Origin of the sequence: Brevundimonas sp. UBA5713, assembly GCF_002419815.1 — a bacterium.
GTDB lineage: Bacteria > Pseudomonadota > Alphaproteobacteria > Caulobacterales > Caulobacteraceae > Brevundimonas.
On record NZ_DIGV01000051.1, the window covers coordinates 41,946 to 56,437 of the forward strand.

At 62.5% G+C, this 14,492-nt stretch carries 18 protein-coding genes; 3 read left to right on the forward strand and 15 right to left on the reverse strand.

Translation table 11 applies throughout. From position 1 onward, the window contains the following. Positions 1-36: 36 nt before the first annotated feature. A complete protein-coding gene (locus tag B3B04_RS12570) occupies positions 37-669 on the forward strand; it encodes a DUF938 domain-containing protein (RefSeq protein WP_292043385.1) in 633 nt (210 codons plus the stop codon). On the opposite strand, the gene B3B04_RS12575 is transcribed toward B3B04_RS12570, so the two are convergent. Then, the gene (locus B3B04_RS12575) at positions 666-1,163 is read right to left on the reverse strand and encodes a hypothetical protein (RefSeq protein ID WP_292043387.1); all 498 of its coding nucleotides are present in this window, start codon (positions 1,161-1,163) and stop codon (positions 666-668) included. The two genes, B3B04_RS12570 and B3B04_RS12575, sit on opposite strands and share 4 nt — an antisense overlap. A 310-nt stretch (positions 1,164-1,473) precedes the next feature. On the opposite strand from B3B04_RS12575, the gene B3B04_RS12580 reads away from it, so the two are divergent. Continuing rightward, the gene (locus B3B04_RS12580) at positions 1,474-2,241 is read left to right on the forward strand and encodes a pseudouridine synthase (RefSeq protein WP_292043388.1); all 768 of its coding nucleotides are present in this window, start codon (positions 1,474-1,476) and stop codon (positions 2,239-2,241) included. On the opposite strand, the gene B3B04_RS12585 is transcribed toward B3B04_RS12580, so the two are convergent. The 8 genes from B3B04_RS12585 to crcB form a co-directional block, all read right to left on the reverse strand. After that, positions 2,238-2,540 carry a winged helix-turn-helix domain-containing protein gene (locus tag B3B04_RS12585; RefSeq protein ID WP_292043390.1) on the reverse strand — a complete coding sequence of 101 codons (303 nt, stop codon included), beginning with the start codon at positions 2,538-2,540 and terminating at the stop codon, positions 2,238-2,240. The two genes, B3B04_RS12580 and B3B04_RS12585, sit on opposite strands and share 4 nt — an antisense overlap. Further along, on the reverse strand, positions 2,537-3,004 hold the full coding sequence (locus B3B04_RS12590) for a hypothetical protein (RefSeq protein ID WP_292043392.1): 468 nt from the start codon (positions 3,002-3,004) through the stop codon (positions 2,537-2,539). Before B3B04_RS12590 ends, B3B04_RS12585 begins: the two co-directional genes overlap by 4 nt. 93 nt (positions 3,005-3,097) lie before the next feature. Continuing rightward, entirely contained in the window at positions 3,098-4,060 is a 963-nt protein-coding gene (locus tag B3B04_RS12595; RefSeq protein WP_292043394.1) for an SRPBCC family protein, read from the reverse strand. Positions 4,061-4,121: 61 nt separating this feature from the next. Continuing rightward, entirely contained in the window at positions 4,122-4,883 is a 762-nt protein-coding gene (locus tag B3B04_RS12600) for an ATP12 family chaperone protein (protein ID WP_292043395.1), read from the reverse strand. 18 nt (positions 4,884-4,901) lie between these two features. Beyond that, the gene (locus B3B04_RS12605; RefSeq protein WP_292043396.1) at positions 4,902-5,591 is read right to left on the reverse strand and encodes an HAD-IA family hydrolase; all 690 of its coding nucleotides are present in this window, start codon (positions 5,589-5,591) and stop codon (positions 4,902-4,904) included. 2 nt (positions 5,592-5,593) lie between these two features. Then, the gene (locus tag B3B04_RS12610; RefSeq protein WP_292043397.1) at positions 5,594-7,084 is read right to left on the reverse strand and encodes a putative 2OG-Fe(II) oxygenase; all 1,491 of its coding nucleotides are present in this window, start codon (positions 7,082-7,084) and stop codon (positions 5,594-5,596) included. A gap of 29 nt (positions 7,085-7,113) precedes the next feature. Continuing rightward, the gene (locus B3B04_RS12615) at positions 7,114-8,109 is read right to left on the reverse strand and encodes an RluA family pseudouridine synthase (protein WP_292043398.1); all 996 of its coding nucleotides are present in this window, start codon (positions 8,107-8,109) and stop codon (positions 7,114-7,116) included. Then, positions 8,106-8,492, reverse strand: a complete 387-nt coding sequence (gene crcB, locus B3B04_RS12620) for a fluoride efflux transporter CrcB (RefSeq protein WP_292043400.1) — start codon at positions 8,490-8,492, stop codon at positions 8,106-8,108. The genes B3B04_RS12615 and crcB overlap by 4 nt, the downstream gene beginning before the upstream one ends. A 156-nt stretch (positions 8,493-8,648) precedes the next feature. Between crcB and B3B04_RS12625 the strand changes: the two genes are divergently transcribed. Beyond that, complete coding sequence (locus tag B3B04_RS12625) at positions 8,649-9,089, forward strand: DUF2214 family protein (RefSeq protein WP_292043402.1); 441 nt, start codon at positions 8,649-8,651, stop codon at positions 9,087-9,089. Between the two features lies 1 nt (position 9,090). Here the strand turns inward: B3B04_RS12625 and B3B04_RS12630 are convergent, their stop codons facing one another. The 6 genes from B3B04_RS12630 to B3B04_RS12655 form a co-directional block, all read right to left on the reverse strand. Next, a complete protein-coding gene (locus B3B04_RS12630; RefSeq protein ID WP_292043403.1) occupies positions 9,091-9,603 on the reverse strand; it encodes a CC0125/CC1285 family lipoprotein in 513 nt (170 codons plus the stop codon). Between the two features lie 87 nt (positions 9,604-9,690). Next, positions 9,691-10,416, reverse strand: a complete 726-nt coding sequence (locus B3B04_RS12635; protein WP_292043405.1) for an RluA family pseudouridine synthase — start codon at positions 10,414-10,416, stop codon at positions 9,691-9,693. A 40-nt stretch (positions 10,417-10,456) separates the two neighbouring features. Next, complete coding sequence (locus tag B3B04_RS12640; protein WP_292043407.1) at positions 10,457-10,888, reverse strand: hypothetical protein; 432 nt, start codon at positions 10,886-10,888, stop codon at positions 10,457-10,459. Positions 10,889-11,046: 158 nt separating this feature from the next. Beyond that, positions 11,047-11,499, reverse strand: a complete 453-nt coding sequence (locus B3B04_RS12645; RefSeq protein WP_292043408.1) for a hypothetical protein — start codon at positions 11,497-11,499, stop codon at positions 11,047-11,049. Between the two features lie 80 nt (positions 11,500-11,579). Beyond that, complete coding sequence (locus tag B3B04_RS12650) at positions 11,580-12,926, reverse strand: replication-associated recombination protein A (RefSeq protein ID WP_292043409.1); 1,347 nt, start codon at positions 12,924-12,926, stop codon at positions 11,580-11,582. A 52-nt stretch (positions 12,927-12,978) separates the two neighbouring features. After that, positions 12,979-14,358 carry a trypsin-like peptidase domain-containing protein gene (locus B3B04_RS12655; protein ID WP_292043410.1) on the reverse strand — a complete coding sequence of 460 codons (1,380 nt, stop codon included), beginning with the start codon at positions 14,356-14,358 and terminating at the stop codon, positions 12,979-12,981. Positions 14,359-14,492: the final 134 nt, after the last annotated feature.

Below are 14,492 nucleotides of genomic sequence, written 5' to 3' on the forward strand. Positions count from 1 at the left end.
GGTGCGCGGCTGCGGCAGGCCGTCTATCGTGGGCGAATGCACACCATGGACAGCCTTGGCCACGCACCGGACGGTGCCCTGATTTCTCCCGCCGCCGCACGCAATGCCGATGCCATTCTGGCGCGGCTAAAGCCCCACCTGCCTGAAAGCGGCAAGGTGCTGGAGATCGCCTCGGGCTCGGGCCAGCACGCCGTTCATTTCGCCTCGGCCCTGCCCCACATCCATTGGCAGCCATCCGATCCCAGTGCCGACGCGCGCCGCAGCATCGACCTGTGGGCCAAGGCCACCGCCCTGCCCAACATCGGCACCGCTATCAATCTGGATGTTCTGGATGAGGCTTCGTGGCCGCAAGGGCCTTATGACGCTATCGCCTGCATCAACATGGTGCACATCAGCCCATGGGCCGCGACCGAAGGTTTGATGCAACTGGCACAAAGCCGCCTGCCTCTGGGCGGTCTTCTGTATCTGTATGGCCCCTATAAGGAGGCCGACGTCCCGCTGGCTGATTCCAATGCCGCCTTCGATGCCAGTTTGAAGGCGCGTGATCCCAGCTGGGGTTTGCGCGACAGGGGCGAGGTCGAAAACCTCGCCCGCGCTGCCGGCTTTAGACTGACGTTGCGCTCGGAAATGCCCGCCAACAACCTCAGCCTGCAGTTCCGCAAGATTTAGGCGGCGATATCGCCGACCAGTTTGGCCAGTTCGGCCTTGTCCTGAATGGCGGTCGCGCCCTTGGCTGAGAAGATCGCGCCTTCACCGGCCACGTTTTGCCCCGACACATCGGCCCCCATGGCAACAGCGTCGCCAAAGCCGATGACCGGCAGGCCGTTGTTGCGTGCCAGTTCGATCAGGTCGCGGGTGTTCTTGGCACCGGTTTCACCATCGGCACCACCGGGAACCACCAGACCCTTGACGCGGCCCGAGGCGATATCGTCTGCGGTGGCGGTGGCCATGACGGTAACGCCACCCACTGTCAGGCTGCCTTCACCGGTCGAGATCGGGGCCAGTGACACACCTTGCATGCGCAGCGCCGTTTCGACGTCCCCCATCGATCCAAAATCCATGCCTTTACGCATGACCAGACCCATACGAACGCGGGTCGGCATCGGGCGGTTCATCGGACGGCGGCCGCGCGGGCCGGACGAAGCTTTTTGCTGTGCGTACAATTTGTATCCTTTGAGCAGTTTAAAAATATAGGCGCGCAACATTTGAGAAAATGCAGAAACGCACCGCGAAAGGACTTGGAAACGCAAAAGCACCGAAGGCCTTCGCCATTCGGTCTTTAAATCCAGACTTCCAAGAGATGACTTTTGATATAGTCCACTGACCGCTCAGGTCAATGCGATAGCGCAAAACGTGATCTCATACGCAAGATCGAAATATTTTGACAAAACACAGTGATAAACTGTGCCCTTGTCAGGCCCTTGGCCGTGATCCTACACAGCCTGCAACCGCTGCATTCCCTGAGACGACTTCATGGCCTTTACCCGCACCTATGATGGCGACGAGCCCGTCCGCATCAACAAATGGCTGGGCCAATCGGGCGTCTGCTCGCGCCGCGAAGCGGAAGGCCTGATCGCTGACGGTTTGGTCAGCATCGACGGCGAAGTCGTGCGCGATGCCGGTCGAAAGATTGAAAAAGGCCAGACGCTGACGCTCAATCAGGGCGGCGAGGAAGCGCTGGCCTCCGGCTTCACCATCCTGCTGCACAAGCCCATCGGCTATGTCTCGGGCCAGCCTGAGCCCGGCAAGATCCCCGCCGTTCGCCTGCTTTCGTTCAAGAACCGCGCCGATGACGGCTATATCCCGCGCCGCGATGAATCCTTGCCGCCGATCGGACGTCTCGACGAAGACTCTCGCGGGCTGTTGATGCTGTCGTCGGACGGGGTGGTGGCCAAGGCGGTGATCGGCCCGACGTCCGAACTCGATAAGGAATATCTGGTCCGCGTGGTCGGCACGATCACCGAGAGCAAGCTGGGCAAGCTGCGTCACGGGCTGGAGCTGGACGGTCGCAAACTGCGCCCCGCCAAGGTCACCCTGATCCGTGGCCAGGACCTGAAATTCATCCTCAAGGAAGGCCGCAAACGCCAGATCCGCCGGATGTGCGAAATGGTCGGACTGGAAGTCGTGGACCTGTTCCGCACCCGCATCGGCCCGATTCAGCTGGGGACCCTGCCCGAAGGCCAGTGGCGTCACATCACCCCTGAGGAACGTGACGCCCTGATCAAGGCCAGCGTCGGTTAGACCGTCAGCTCGGCGGTGATTTTTACCAACCGCTCCAACTCGGCCACATGGGCTTTAAAGGCCTTTTTGCCCGCAGAGGTCATGGACAGCCATGTGCGCTGGCGCCCGTCCATGGCCGCCTTGCGCACGGACACATAGCCCGCCTCTTCCAGTGCCTTGACGTGTTTGGACAACACCGAGTCCGACACTTTGATGGCGTCGCGCACCACCGCGAACTCAGCCTCGGCCGCCGACAGGATGGCGCATATCTGCAACCGCCCCGGCGCGTGGATCAAAGGATCAAACACCGGCGCGCTCATGTCAGATCCTTCACGTCCTTGCGGTACAGGTGCATCCACACACGCATGCCCACCATGCCCAGCGCCGCCGCGATTGCCCCGCACACCAGCGGTACCCAGATGATGCCCTCACCCCGGCCCAGCCACAGGCTCAGCCCCATCAAGCCGATCAGAAGCGCCGCCAAGCCTATGGCCGCCCAGCGGGCCCGCTTGGGCGAGTAGCCGTTTACCCAGACGCCGGTTTCGGCCTGCCATCTGCGCATGATGATAATCAGTATGGCGATCGCTACGGCTGTACAGGCCATGCCGATAGCCGTGCCAAGCCCCTGCCCCATGACCAGCAGTGCGCATGAGGCCGCATAGCCCACATCATACCACCATGGCCAATAATCCATCTTGCCCAGCGTCTGCTCGCGCGTGTCGCGAATGCTCTTCAGCGCGTCCATAGCGCCGGCATTATCCAGTTTGTCTTCTTCGCGGGTCATCAGCTTCCCTCACTTTCCATGATGGAAAGTATCACGACTTTCCAACTTGGCAAGTGATAAGTTTCCAATTCGGAAAGCGATCAGTTTGACGCCTTAACCTCGGCTTTCGACGCGCGTCTTGATGACCTTCAGCACTGTCGAGTGGAAGTCGTTCAGGAAGATGCGACCCCACAGCTGGCAATAGGCATTGATCGGCGTGGCAATGCGATAGTGGGTGGTCAGCGTCAGACGCGAGCGACCGTCGGCCAGCGGCTCCAGCACATATTCACCGCGCGCCAGCTTCAGATAGCTGCTGTCCACGTCGATATGGGCTTCAACATGATCAGGGATCGAGTCCGGACCAAAGCGGAAATCCCACGCCAGACGGCGGTTCTCGTCCCACTCGGTCACCACCTCCTGAAAGCGTACGCCGTCGGTCCATTGCAGTTGGCGCACAGCCCCGACACCCTGTCCTTCCATACGGGCATCCACGGGCTTGGGTACGCCGACAACATCGTGGCTAAAGGTGCGCTGGCGCTCAGGGGGCGCGATGTTTCTGATCTCGATGGTCTCGGCCCAGATGTCGGCGGGCGACGCGTCGATCTCGATCACCGAGGTGAACTGATCGTCCACCATCTCATAGGTAAAATAGGTCTCCAGCGGGGCCAGAAGCAACGGCAGCATGATCATCAACGGCGGCAACTTGCGCGTGCTTTGGTGACGCAACACCAGAACCGTGAGGGCCGATCCGATGATCGCCCCCATGAAAAAGAAGGGCGCGGCCATGGCGACGCAGATGCCGCCTTCCCGAAAGAAGATGACACTGAGCACCAGCAGCACCAGGATGACGATCACAATCCATTTGACGTGAAACCGCAGGGGGCGCTCCCCCTTGGGATCGGCAATGGCCGAGAACACGCTGGCAGTCGCCATCGACATCAGGATCAGGCCCGACAGCAACCGCAAAGTGTCGCTGCCCAGCCATATCGACGCGTACAGGATCAGCGCATAGCCCACAGCCAACGCAAAGGCGGGCAGCAGCCTTTTCCACGACACCGAACTATCGAACGCGCGCACGCCACCTCCCGCACCAAAAACAGTGCAGGAAGCTCAACATAAATCCCGTTTAGTTAAAAGCTTAGCCGAGCGCCTTGAACCACTGCTCCAGCATCACCGTCTCGGCACGCTGGCTGGCCGCGCGTTCGGCGGCCTCGGCATCGACGCCCCAGCGCTCTTCGGTAAAGGCTTCGTCCAGACGCGACAGGTCATAGGCCGTGGTGCCGTCCAGCGCGCCTTGCTGCAGGGCCAGACCCAGAATGGCCGAACCCAGCAGCGGCACCGCCATGGCCAGACCCGACAGCTGGAAGTGATCCAGCGACAGGGCCAAGGCCTTCACCTTGTCCAAAGAGGCCTGATCCTGCGGTTGGTGGACGATGCCCTGCACCGGCACCAGACGGATGCCATGCGTGTCTTCGGCCCATTTGCGCCACGCGCCCCACTCGCGCTCCTGACGCTCTATCAGGGATTGTGGTGCCTCGGCGAGGTAGCAGGTCAGGTCATTGCCCGCATAGGCGGTGATCTCGTCGGCCACGGCTTCTCTCACCTCGACCACGCGGTCGATGGCCGTCGAGGCCAGACGGGTGGCGGGCATGGTGCCCGGCTCCAGAAACTCGCCCTGCGCCGCCCATTCGTCGGCCACCATTTGCGCGGCAGCTTGGGTCGGCAAAACCAGTTTGCGATGCGCGGGCGTCTTAGGCGTACGACCATCCAGAACCACGGCCCAGCCGCCCTCTCCTTCAGCGACGCCAGCCTCCTTCCAGAAGCGTTTGATACGCTCTTCGGATTCCTTGAAGCCCTTGCGGGCGGCGACGTTCGGGTCGAGCGGGGGGATGTGGCTCATAGGTCTAAACTCGGATTATCAGGCCGCGAGGGCCACGGAGGCAAAGCGGTTCAGCGCCGCCTCCAGATCAGGAAAATCGGTGGCGACATGGGCAGCACCGGCGGCGATCTGTTCTTCCACTGTGTGGAAGCCCCAGCCCACGCCCTGCCCTGTCACCTTGGCGTTCATAGCCATCAGCATATCGTGGCTGGTGTCGCCGATCATAACCGTACGCTGCGGCGTCGCGCCATTGCGATGCATGGCCGACAGCAGCATGGACGGATCAGGCTTGCCCGGACCATCCGATGCACAGTGCGCCGACAAGAACAGATCGCTCCATTCCGGACGGGCCAGATTGCGTGCCACGCCACGGCTGTTCTGCCCCGTCGCAATGGCCAGCTTCCAGCCGTCCTTTTTCAGCAGGCGCAGGGTGTCCATCACCCCGTCATAAAGGGGTTCTTCGTGGCCCGCGTCATAGCGGTCGCGGAAACTCTTTTGGAACGCCGCCACAAACTCGGCCAGCTCCGCCATCGTCAACTGCGGCTCCAGCACGTGCAGCGCCTTATCCAGCGTCAGGCCGACGATCTGGCGCACGCGATCATAGCTTGGCTCCGGCAGGCCAAGCACACGCGCGGCATCACAGGCCCCCGCGTGGATAGAGGCACGGCTGTCCACCAGCGTCCCGTCCACATCGAATACAGCCAGCGGGGCATCTGAAGCGGTCATCATACTCAATCCGGCACGACATCAAAGGCGATGGTCAGGCGCGGCCTCGGGTCCTCGAAAGGGATCGTTCCGTGCCACATGCATGACGGGAACAGAACCAGCTTGCCCGGGGTCGGCTTTTCCAGTTTCAGCGGCTGTAGCGGATTGGCAAGGTGAAATGGTGGCACGCCAAAGCCGATCCAGCCCTCATGGCCGCGATCCACCGCCTCTGGAATATCTATATAACAGGCCGACGACAGCCAGCCCTGCGGGTGGATGTGCTGTTCGTGGAAACCGCCCGACCCCAGCCGCACCGACCAGCACCCCGCAATACGATAGCCACCCGTGTGGCGACGGCGCAGCGGATCATTCCCCTGCCCCAGCGCGCTCAAATACTGGCGGATCGGCCCGTCGATGGCGGTGAAAAAGGCTTGGATAACCGGATCATCCACGCGACGCAGGTCCACCGGCGTCTGTGTGCCATGGCGCAGGCTCTGGCCGATGGGGTGGCGCACAAAGCTATGCTGGCGCTCCAGCGCAATCTTCAGATCGGCCAAATAGGCAGGCAGGTCGGCCCAGCCCTCTGGCGTGTCGATGTTGGCGGCACGGATCAGGGCGTCACCATTATCCAGCCCCAGCGGATCGGCGCGTCCCAACATTCGCAGGGCCGTCGCATGATAGGCCAGCAGGCTCTGGTCCTCAGGTGCGGCAGCAATCAGCTGCGGCAGGATTTCCAGCGCCTCGTTCGCGCGTCTGTTCACTAGCAGGCTTTGCGCCAGCATGGTCCAGGCGGCCAAATCCTGCCCGGCCATATCGACGGCCCGTTCGGCGTGTCGCAGGGCCAGCGCCGGATCGAACTTCAGCGCCAGATAGGTCGCCACCGTTTCGACCGCCGCCGATTGGCCCGAGGCGTTCTTCGCGCGGTCGGTCAGGTCCCGCCAGTTCTCGCGCGGGTCCATGCCGACATATTCGTTGAAGGTGGCCAAACCGCGCAAAAGCACCGGATTGGCCGGATGTTTGGCCAGAGCGTCCAGATGCGGCTGTCGGGCCTGATGGACTTCACCGCCGGTCAGCCAGATCATCTGCGCCAGTTCTGTTACCGCTTCGGCATAGTCACTACGGCGGGCGAGCACCTGCCGGAACCCCTCGATGGCTTCATCGAACCGCTGGAGCGCTTGCAGGGCGCGGGCCAGAACGATCCACGTTTCGGGGGCATCCCCGCCCAGAGCCATTGCCTGTTGGGCGTGGAAAAGCGCCTCTTCATTACGCCCCATGTCGCCCAGTGCAGAGGCCAGATTATGATGGGCGATGGCAGACTTGGGCTGGCTTGCCACCTGTTGGCGGCGGATGGCCGCCACGTCGTCGCGACGATCCAGCGCCTTCAGATAGGCTATGCGCATAGCCAGAAGTTCAGCCGCCTGCTCGGGCGGTGCGCTCTCGATCAGAGCCAAGGCCCCTTTAAGGTCACGCTGGGCGGCACGCTGCTGTGCCGCCTGCGCGCGCTGCTTAAGCGTCATCTCCCCCAAGAGACTTCTCCCTGTCCGCCCTAGCGGATGCGTTTGACGTTATGGAAAATGTCTTCGTCGGCTTCGTCTTCCGAGAAACCGAAGTGGGCAAATCCCGCCTTCATTTCCGGCGACAGCGGGGCTTCGACGATCAGCTTGCCGCCGCCGGGATGGTCCAGCTCGATGCGCCGCGCGTGCAGTTGCAGCTTCAACGTACCCGACAATTCTTTGGACTGGTCGTTGCCGTATTTTGGATCGCCAAGGATCGGGTGACCAATGCCCGCCATGTGTGCGCGCAGCTGGTGCGTGCGGCCCGTAAACGGGCGCAGCGCCACCCATGCGGCGCGGTGCGCGGCGCGGCTGACAGTAGCATAGGCGGTCTCGGCGGTTTCCGCGCCGTGTTCCTTGGGGTCGGCGGGGCGCATGATTTCGAAGTCGTTGATACCCGACTTTTTCAACGCCATATCGATCTGGCCGGACGCCGGTTTCGGGTTGCCGATCACGATCGCCCAATAGGTCTTCTTGGCATGACGGCGGGCAAAGGCCCCTGCCAGACGCTTAGCCGCCTCAGGCCCCTTGCCCAGCAGCAGCACGCCCGAGGTGTCGCGGTCCAGACGGTGCACCAAACGCGGACGCTCCATCCCCTCACCCCACGCCGACAACAGCCGGTCAACGTGTTTGGTGGTCTTGGTGCCGCCTTGAACCGCCAGCCCCGCCGGCTTGTTGATGGCGATCACCATGTCATCTTCGTACAGCACCAGAGACTTGGCATAGGCCGCATCACGATCGCTGATCTTGGGCTTTTCACCCGGCACGCGCTCGACCGGCTCGGGGATCGGCGGCACGCGCACAGCGGCACCGGCGGTCAGGCGCTCTTCAGGTTTGATGCGGCCACCGTCCACACGGATATTGCCCGCACGGCACATCTTCTGCACCTGAATGTGCGACAGGTGCGGCCAGCGGCGCTTGAACCAGCGGTCCAGACGGATGCCGTCCTCAGCCTCTGCCACATACAGGATTTGAACTTCGCGGCTCATCCGAAAACCTTACGCATGATGGTCAGGCCGACAAAGGCGGCCACCACCGAAAGAAAAACTGAAGCGAGCACATAAAGCGTGGCCGTGGCCATCTCGCGGCGCTCAAGCAAACTGACCACTTCCAGCGAAAACGCCGAAAAGGTCGTGAAGCCGCCCAATACCCCGACCACGACAAAAAGGCGAATGGCCTCTGACTGTGCTGCGCCGCGATAGGCGATCCATCCCGTCGCCAGCCCGATCAACAGGCCGCCCACGACATTGACCGCAAGCGTGCCCCACGGCCAGCTTCCTGCGCCGAACATCCGCGTGGCTGCCAGCCCCGTCGCATACCGCGCCACGGCCCCGAGAGCACCACCTGCCGCCACCATCAGAAACGGGTTCATAGGCAAACGGCATAAACGGTTACGCCCTCTTTGCGAAGCGATCACCACTCGCGTCGGACTTCTCGGCCACCTGACCAGCGCTTACGCTTTTGATCGCCCAAAAATTGCGTCATGCTTCCTTCTCGCCTTTAGCGCGAACCGAGAGGGGAAAGACAGATGACTGGATGGTTTCTGGCCTCATTGCACCATGTCGTGTTTGTGGGGCTGATCGTCATGCTGGCCACACAGATGGCGTTGCTTAAAATAGACCCGGTACCCGTTCAGCGCATCGCGCGACTGGACATCGGCTATGGCGCAACCGCAGGCCTTATGGTGCTGGTCGGAGTCGCTCGCGTGATATGGGGCGAAAAGGGCTGGGCCTATTATGCAGACAACCATCTCTTCTGGGGCAAGATGGGACTGTTTGCCCTGATCGCTATCGCCTCGATCCGTCCCACGCTCAGCTATTTGAAATGGCGCAAGGCGCAGCGGAAAGACGGCGCTTTTGTGCCGGAAACAAAGGACGTCCGCGCCGCCCGCACTCTGGTAGGCAACCAGATGATACTACTGGTGTTCGTGGTCATCCTGGCCGCGGGCATGGCCCGCTGGCCTCTGTGACTTAGAGGCGATGGCCGATGGATTCGATCACGCCGCGCGCGTCATAGACCTCTGCACGGTTCGGCTTCTCGCCACGCCCCATGACGATTTCCAGCGTGGTGGAGGTGGCCGAGGGTCCGCTAAGGTTGAGGCCAACACCGACACCCACGCCCGAGGTCGACCAGCCGCCGTAACGACCACCGCCCGCGCCAATGGAAACGTTCCGGCGTACGCCACCGGCACTGTCAGGACGGCCGTCGATCCAGCGCTGGGTCACCTCGAACCAGTCATAGCCACGCTCTGCCGTCAGCTGCGCCGCGCGATATAGCGCGCGGTCGGCCACCGGCCCTGCCGCGCCAACACCGTTGTAGGACACGCGGAAACGGTTGGTCTCGATCTGCTGCTCGGCATAGCCCTGTCCGCGCGCACCCATCTGCGGCCCATAAGGTGCAAGGCTGGCACAGGCCGTCAGCGCCAGCGCCGACGCTGCCAGCATCGTGACGGTGATAGCTTTCTTACGGGACAGAATGGTCATGGCAGCCTCTCCGTAGGGATGTACAGCGTTCAGCGGTTAAGGGGTGGACATTGTTCCGCCGACAGCCTGAACGGTTGATGAAGGGACTTAAAGCCCCGCCGCCGCCCGCAGCGCCGCAAAGTCTTCCGGCTCGGGTGCCTCAACCGTCGTGCGGCCTCCTTCGGGATGCGGGAAGGTCAGCTTTGCGGCATGCAGCATCAGGCGCGGCGCACCACGGCCGGCAAAGGTCAATGCCCCGCCATAGCGCACATCGCCCACCAGCGGACGACCCACGTGGGCCATGTGAACGCGAAGCTGATGCATACGCCCCGTCAGCGGCTCCAGCTCCACCACCGCGCCCTCTTCATTGGCGGCCAGCGTGCGATAGCGGCTCTGGGAGGCCTGTGCGCCCTCTGCGTCATCGGCCACCACGCGCATATAGGCCTCGCGGCCGATTTCCTCGCGGCGCAGGGCGGCTTCGATTGTTCCCTGACGCGGCTCGGGCGCAGCCGAGATAATGGCGCGATAGGTTTTCTGGAATTTACGGTCCTGCATGGCCTTGCCCAGGAAGCTGGCCGCAGGTTTGGTCTTGGCGATCAGGATCACGCCCGAGGTATCGCGGTCCAGGCGATGCACCAGTTCCGGACGCTTGCCGTTCGAGCGTTTGAACGCCCACAGCAGATCATCCAGCGTGTGGGCCTGAATGCGGCCGCCCTGACTGGACAGGCCCGATGGCTTGTTCACCACCATCACGTGCGAGTCCTGAAACAGGACGAGCGACCGCATATAGGCGACTTCTTCGGGGGACAGGTCTAGGGGCTGGCGCTTACTCATGGCGCGCTCTTAGCCCAGCCGCCCGCTCCGGTCGATTGGCTCAGCGGATAATGCCGCGTTTACGGGCGAAGTGGGCGTAAACAATAGATGCCGCCGCCACTGCGATCACCGCAATCGCCGCAATCAGGGTGCCATTGCCGAACACGGCGCGAGCATTGCTCAGCACCTGCATGAACAAGATGTTGACCAGAATGGCGATCAGGCTGGCGACGAAGGCATTAAGGGCCAGCCGACGACGCAGCAGCAGCATCAGCGCCCCCAACACGCCGGTCCACACACCCACGCCAAAGGCCACCTCTACCCACATGGGCTGGGCAATGATGAACTGCACCTGCTCCATGGTCAGATTGCCCCAATAGCTGTCGCTGCGGGTGACCTGCCGATACCATTGGAAGGCACCAAAGCCGTTCCACAACAGGGTAGCGGCCCCCACGGCCCACAGGTGCCAAGGTGCTTTTGCGTGACCGTTCATAGGTTTAGTTCCCCGCCATAAGTTGCCGCCTCACTTAGGGCAGTCGCAAGCCGTTTGGCAATGCGGCTTAGCCGCGCCATGCGCGACAGCCGCTTGCGCAGGCCCTCGCCCGCAACCTTCAGCCAGATCCGCTCGCTGTTTTCGGTATGCAATGGCCGCTATAACAGGACCGTGCGTCGCTTCATCCAATAGGCATAGAGAAGCAAAAACACCGCAATGCCGATGATCACATAGGGCATATAGGCCCCAACGCCCTGGGGCACAGCCTCGGACGGAGGCGGAAAGATTGCCAAGGTGACGATGTTACTGCCGACGGCTCCCAGCAAAGACAGCACATAGGCCCAGACGGACCAGCGCTTTCGCGCAAGCAAACCCAGAGAACCTAGAACACCCGCCCATACCCCCAAGGCCCATGGCGCATAAAGCCAGCTCGGCATGGTGCCCAGATACTGGACTGTGGCCTCGTTCATGCCCACGCTGCGCAGATATTCGGCACCGCGCGTGAAAGTCATTGTAAAATCGAACGCACCGAAACCGTTCCACAGCAGTGCCAGAACACCGACAAGCCATAGATGCCACGGCGTGGACTGCCGTTTGAGAATATTCGCCATCAGTCCCTCCCAAGATTGAAAGCTATGGCGATCTCACTCCGGTTGAGAAATCTAGCAAGCTAAATCTTGGCGAGTTTTGTCTACTGCCTACCGAAGTCGTCATCTTCTTCGGCAGAACCGGCCTTCTGTGCCTGAATGCGGGACCGCATCTGGGCCCAGCGTTCCATGCGCATTTTGACCTTTTCCTCATGCCCCTCGCCTTTCGGTCGATAGAAGCTCTGGCGCGGCATGCCGTCAGGGAAGAAGTTGTCGCCGGAAAAGCCCTCGGGCGTATCTGGGTCGTAGTTGTAACCCTTGCCGTAGCCCAGTTCCTTCATCAGCTTGGTCGGGGCGTTACGGATATGGGCGGGCGGGATCAGCGAGCCTGTCTCGGCAGCCGCCTTACGCGCAGCCTTATAGGCTTGATAGACGCCGACGGACTTGGGCGCGGTGGTCAGATGCACCACGCACTGCGCCAGTGCCAGCTCCCCCTCGGGGCTACCAAGGAAGTCATAGGTATCCTTGGCGGCATTGGCGACGAGGATGGACAGCGGATCGGCCTCGCCGATGTCTTCCACCGCCATACGCACTAAGCGACGGGCGATAAACAGCGGGTCCTCACCCCCGTGCAACATCCGTGCGAACCAGTACAGCGCCGCATCCACGTCCGACCCCCGCACCGACTTATGCAGGGCCGAAATCAGGTTGTAGTGCTCTTCGCGGTTCTTGTCGTAGGCAGGGGCGCGCTTTTGCAGGATGGCGGCCATGCCTTGCACATCCAGCTGTTCCCCCTCGGCCAGATTGAACAGCACCTCCACCATGGTCAGCAGATAGCGGCCGTCACCATCGGCCATGGTGAACAGGGCCTCGCGCACTTCGGGCAGCAGGGGTAGCGGTTGACCCATATGCTCTTCGGCGCGGACCAGCAGCTTTTCCATCGCCGCATCGTCCAAGCGCTTCAGCACATAGACCTGCGACCGCGACAGCAAGGCGCCGTTCAGTTCAAAGCTGGGGTTCTCGGTCGTCGCCCCGACCAGCGTCACGATCCCCGCCTCGACGAAGGGCAGGAAACCGTCCTGCTGGGCGCGGTTGAAGCGATGGATTTCGTCGACGAATAACAGGACCGAACGGCCAGACGCGCGAATGGCCTTGGCCTGTTCAAACGCCTTCTTCAGATCGGCCACGCCCGAGAACACGGCGCTGATCTGCATATATTCATAGCCCGCCGCCTTGGCGAGCAAGCGGGCGATGGTGGTCTTTCCGGTACCGGGCGGTCCCCACAGGATCATGGAGCCCAGACGCCCTGCCGCCGTCATGCGACGGATCGGCCCGCCTTCGCCCAGCAGATGGTCCTGCCCCACCACTTCATCCAAGGTGGTCGGGCGCAGACGGTCGGCCAGAGGGGCGTCAGGCGGATGGATGCCGGCGGCTTCGAACAGATCACTCATGACCCATCCATAAGCCGTCCGGCATCCGATTTCACCTAGTTAGGGCCAGTGGTTAAGGTATGCGACCGTTCAGGGCGCGGCCACCGCGCAGGATCACCAGCTCCGAGCCGCGTGCGGCACGGCCCAGTGCCTCGACCGAGGTCACAGCGCGACCGTCAATCGACTGGATCACATCATTGGGACGCAGACCGATGCGGTGGGCGATGCTGCCGCGCTGGATACCCGTGATGAAGATGCCGCGCAGGAACGGATCGCCACCCATACGGTCCGCACGCGCGGGGTTCAGCGCAAAGCCCGACACACCGGCCAGAGCGCCCTGCCCCACGGTCTCGCCACGGCCCACCTCGGCATCGCCCGGCAGGGTGGTAACGCGGGCATTCAACGTCTGGGCGCGACCGTCGCGCAATACCCCGACACTGACGGTGTCGTTCGGCGCGCGGGTGCCGATGCGATAGTTCAGACCGCCTTGGTCATTGATCTCGGCACCGTCGATGGTGGTGATCACGTCACCCACCTGTAGACCGGCACGGGCTGCCGGCCCGCCGTCATAGATGTCGGTGATCAGAATGCCTTGCGGACGCTCCAGTCCCAGGCTGCGCGCCATGTCGGCGGTAACCGGATCCCCCTTCACGCCCAGCCACGGGCGCACGACCTGCGTCTGGCCGCCGACCGCTGAGTCCAGCACGCGTTTCACCATGGCCGCTGGCACAGCAAAGCCGACGCCCGAGGCACCGCCGCTGCGGCTGAAGATGGCGGTGTTGATGCCGATCAGCTCGCCATCCATGTCCACCAGCGCCCCGCCCGAGTTACCGGGGTTGATCGGAGCGTCGGTCTGGATGAAGGAGCCCGCATCCGAAATGCCGGTGTCAGTGCGGTTCAGGGCCGAGATAATGCCGTTGGTCACGGTCTGGCCCACGCCGAACGGGTTACCGATCGCCAGCACCAGATCGCCGACCTGTTGTTCTTCCTGGTCGTCAATGCGGATGACCGGCAACTCGCCCGATACGTCTTCCAACTGAAGGACGGCAATATCGCTGCGCTCATCGGCCAACAGCACGCGGGCAGGAAATTCGCGGCGGTCGTTCAGGGTGACGCGGATCTCGCGCATGCCCTTCACCACGTGGGCGTTGGTAACCACAATGCCATCGGGGCGCACGATCACGCCCGAACCGATAGAGCCGGTCTGGCGGGCCGTCGGAATACCCCAGAACGGGTCGCGTCCCTGCTGTACTCCGCGCGCGGCGATGTTCACCACAGCAGGCGCGGCAATGCGGACAACCGGCGCAAAGCTGGTCTTCAGCGCGCCAGCATCGGTGGGCGCGATACGCGGTTGGGCTTCATTGAAGACGCCTTCCTGCGCCTTGGTGGGCTGGGGCTGACCGCAGGCCGCCAACAGCAGCGTCGCGGCGATGGCAAGATGTGTGGCTTTCATCGTTTCCCGTTAATTTCCAAATCTGCCCTTAGAACACAGCGCTACTCGGCACCGGCTTTTGGACAGGATCAAGGCACAACCCCGTCCATAGCCAAGCAAAGCTATGGGGGTTGATTTGGACATGCCACACGGCA

What these genes read in the sequence shown, in the direction of transcription:
- B3B04_RS12570 (WP_292043385.1), top strand. Translation starts at nt 37, where the DNA reads ATGCACACCATGGACAGCCTTGGCCACGCACCGGACGGTGCCCTGATT.
- B3B04_RS12580 (WP_292043388.1), top strand. Translation starts at nt 1,474, where the DNA reads ATGGCCTTTACCCGCACCTATGATGGCGACGAGCCCGTCCGCATCAAC.
- B3B04_RS12585 (WP_292043390.1), bottom strand. Translation starts at nt 2,540, where the DNA reads ATGAGCGCGCCGGTGTTTGATCCTTTGATCCACGCGCCGGGGCGGTTG.
- B3B04_RS12590 (WP_292043392.1), bottom strand. Translation starts at nt 3,004, where the DNA reads ATGACCCGCGAAGAAGACAAACTGGATAATGCCGGCGCTATGGACGCG.
- B3B04_RS12600 (WP_292043395.1), bottom strand. Translation starts at nt 4,883, where the DNA reads ATGAGCCACATCCCCCCGCTCGACCCGAACGTCGCCGCCCGCAAGGGC.
- B3B04_RS12605 (WP_292043396.1), bottom strand. Translation starts at nt 5,591, where the DNA reads ATGATGACCGCTTCAGATGCCCCGCTGGCTGTATTCGATGTGGACGGG.
- B3B04_RS12610 (WP_292043397.1), bottom strand. Translation starts at nt 7,084, where the DNA reads ATGACGCTTAAGCAGCGCGCGCAGGCGGCACAGCAGCGTGCCGCCCAG.
- B3B04_RS12615 (WP_292043398.1), bottom strand. Translation starts at nt 8,109, where the DNA reads ATGAGCCGCGAAGTTCAAATCCTGTATGTGGCAGAGGCTGAGGACGGC.
- crcB (WP_292043400.1), bottom strand. Translation starts at nt 8,492, where the DNA reads ATGAACCCGTTTCTGATGGTGGCGGCAGGTGGTGCTCTCGGGGCCGTG.
- B3B04_RS12625 (WP_292043402.1), top strand. Translation starts at nt 8,649, where the DNA reads ATGACTGGATGGTTTCTGGCCTCATTGCACCATGTCGTGTTTGTGGGG.
- B3B04_RS12630 (WP_292043403.1), bottom strand. Translation starts at nt 9,603, where the DNA reads ATGACCATTCTGTCCCGTAAGAAAGCTATCACCGTCACGATGCTGGCA.
- B3B04_RS12635 (WP_292043405.1), bottom strand. Translation starts at nt 10,416, where the DNA reads ATGAGTAAGCGCCAGCCCCTAGACCTGTCCCCCGAAGAAGTCGCCTAT.
- B3B04_RS12640 (WP_292043407.1), bottom strand. Translation starts at nt 10,888, where the DNA reads ATGAACGGTCACGCAAAAGCACCTTGGCACCTGTGGGCCGTGGGGGCC.
- B3B04_RS12645 (WP_292043408.1), bottom strand. Translation starts at nt 11,499, where the DNA reads ATGGCGAATATTCTCAAACGGCAGTCCACGCCGTGGCATCTATGGCTT.
- B3B04_RS12650 (WP_292043409.1), bottom strand. Translation starts at nt 12,926, where the DNA reads ATGAGTGATCTGTTCGAAGCCGCCGGCATCCATCCGCCTGACGCCCCT.
- B3B04_RS12655 (WP_292043410.1), bottom strand. Translation starts at nt 14,358, where the DNA reads ATGAAAGCCACACATCTTGCCATCGCCGCGACGCTGCTGTTGGCGGCC.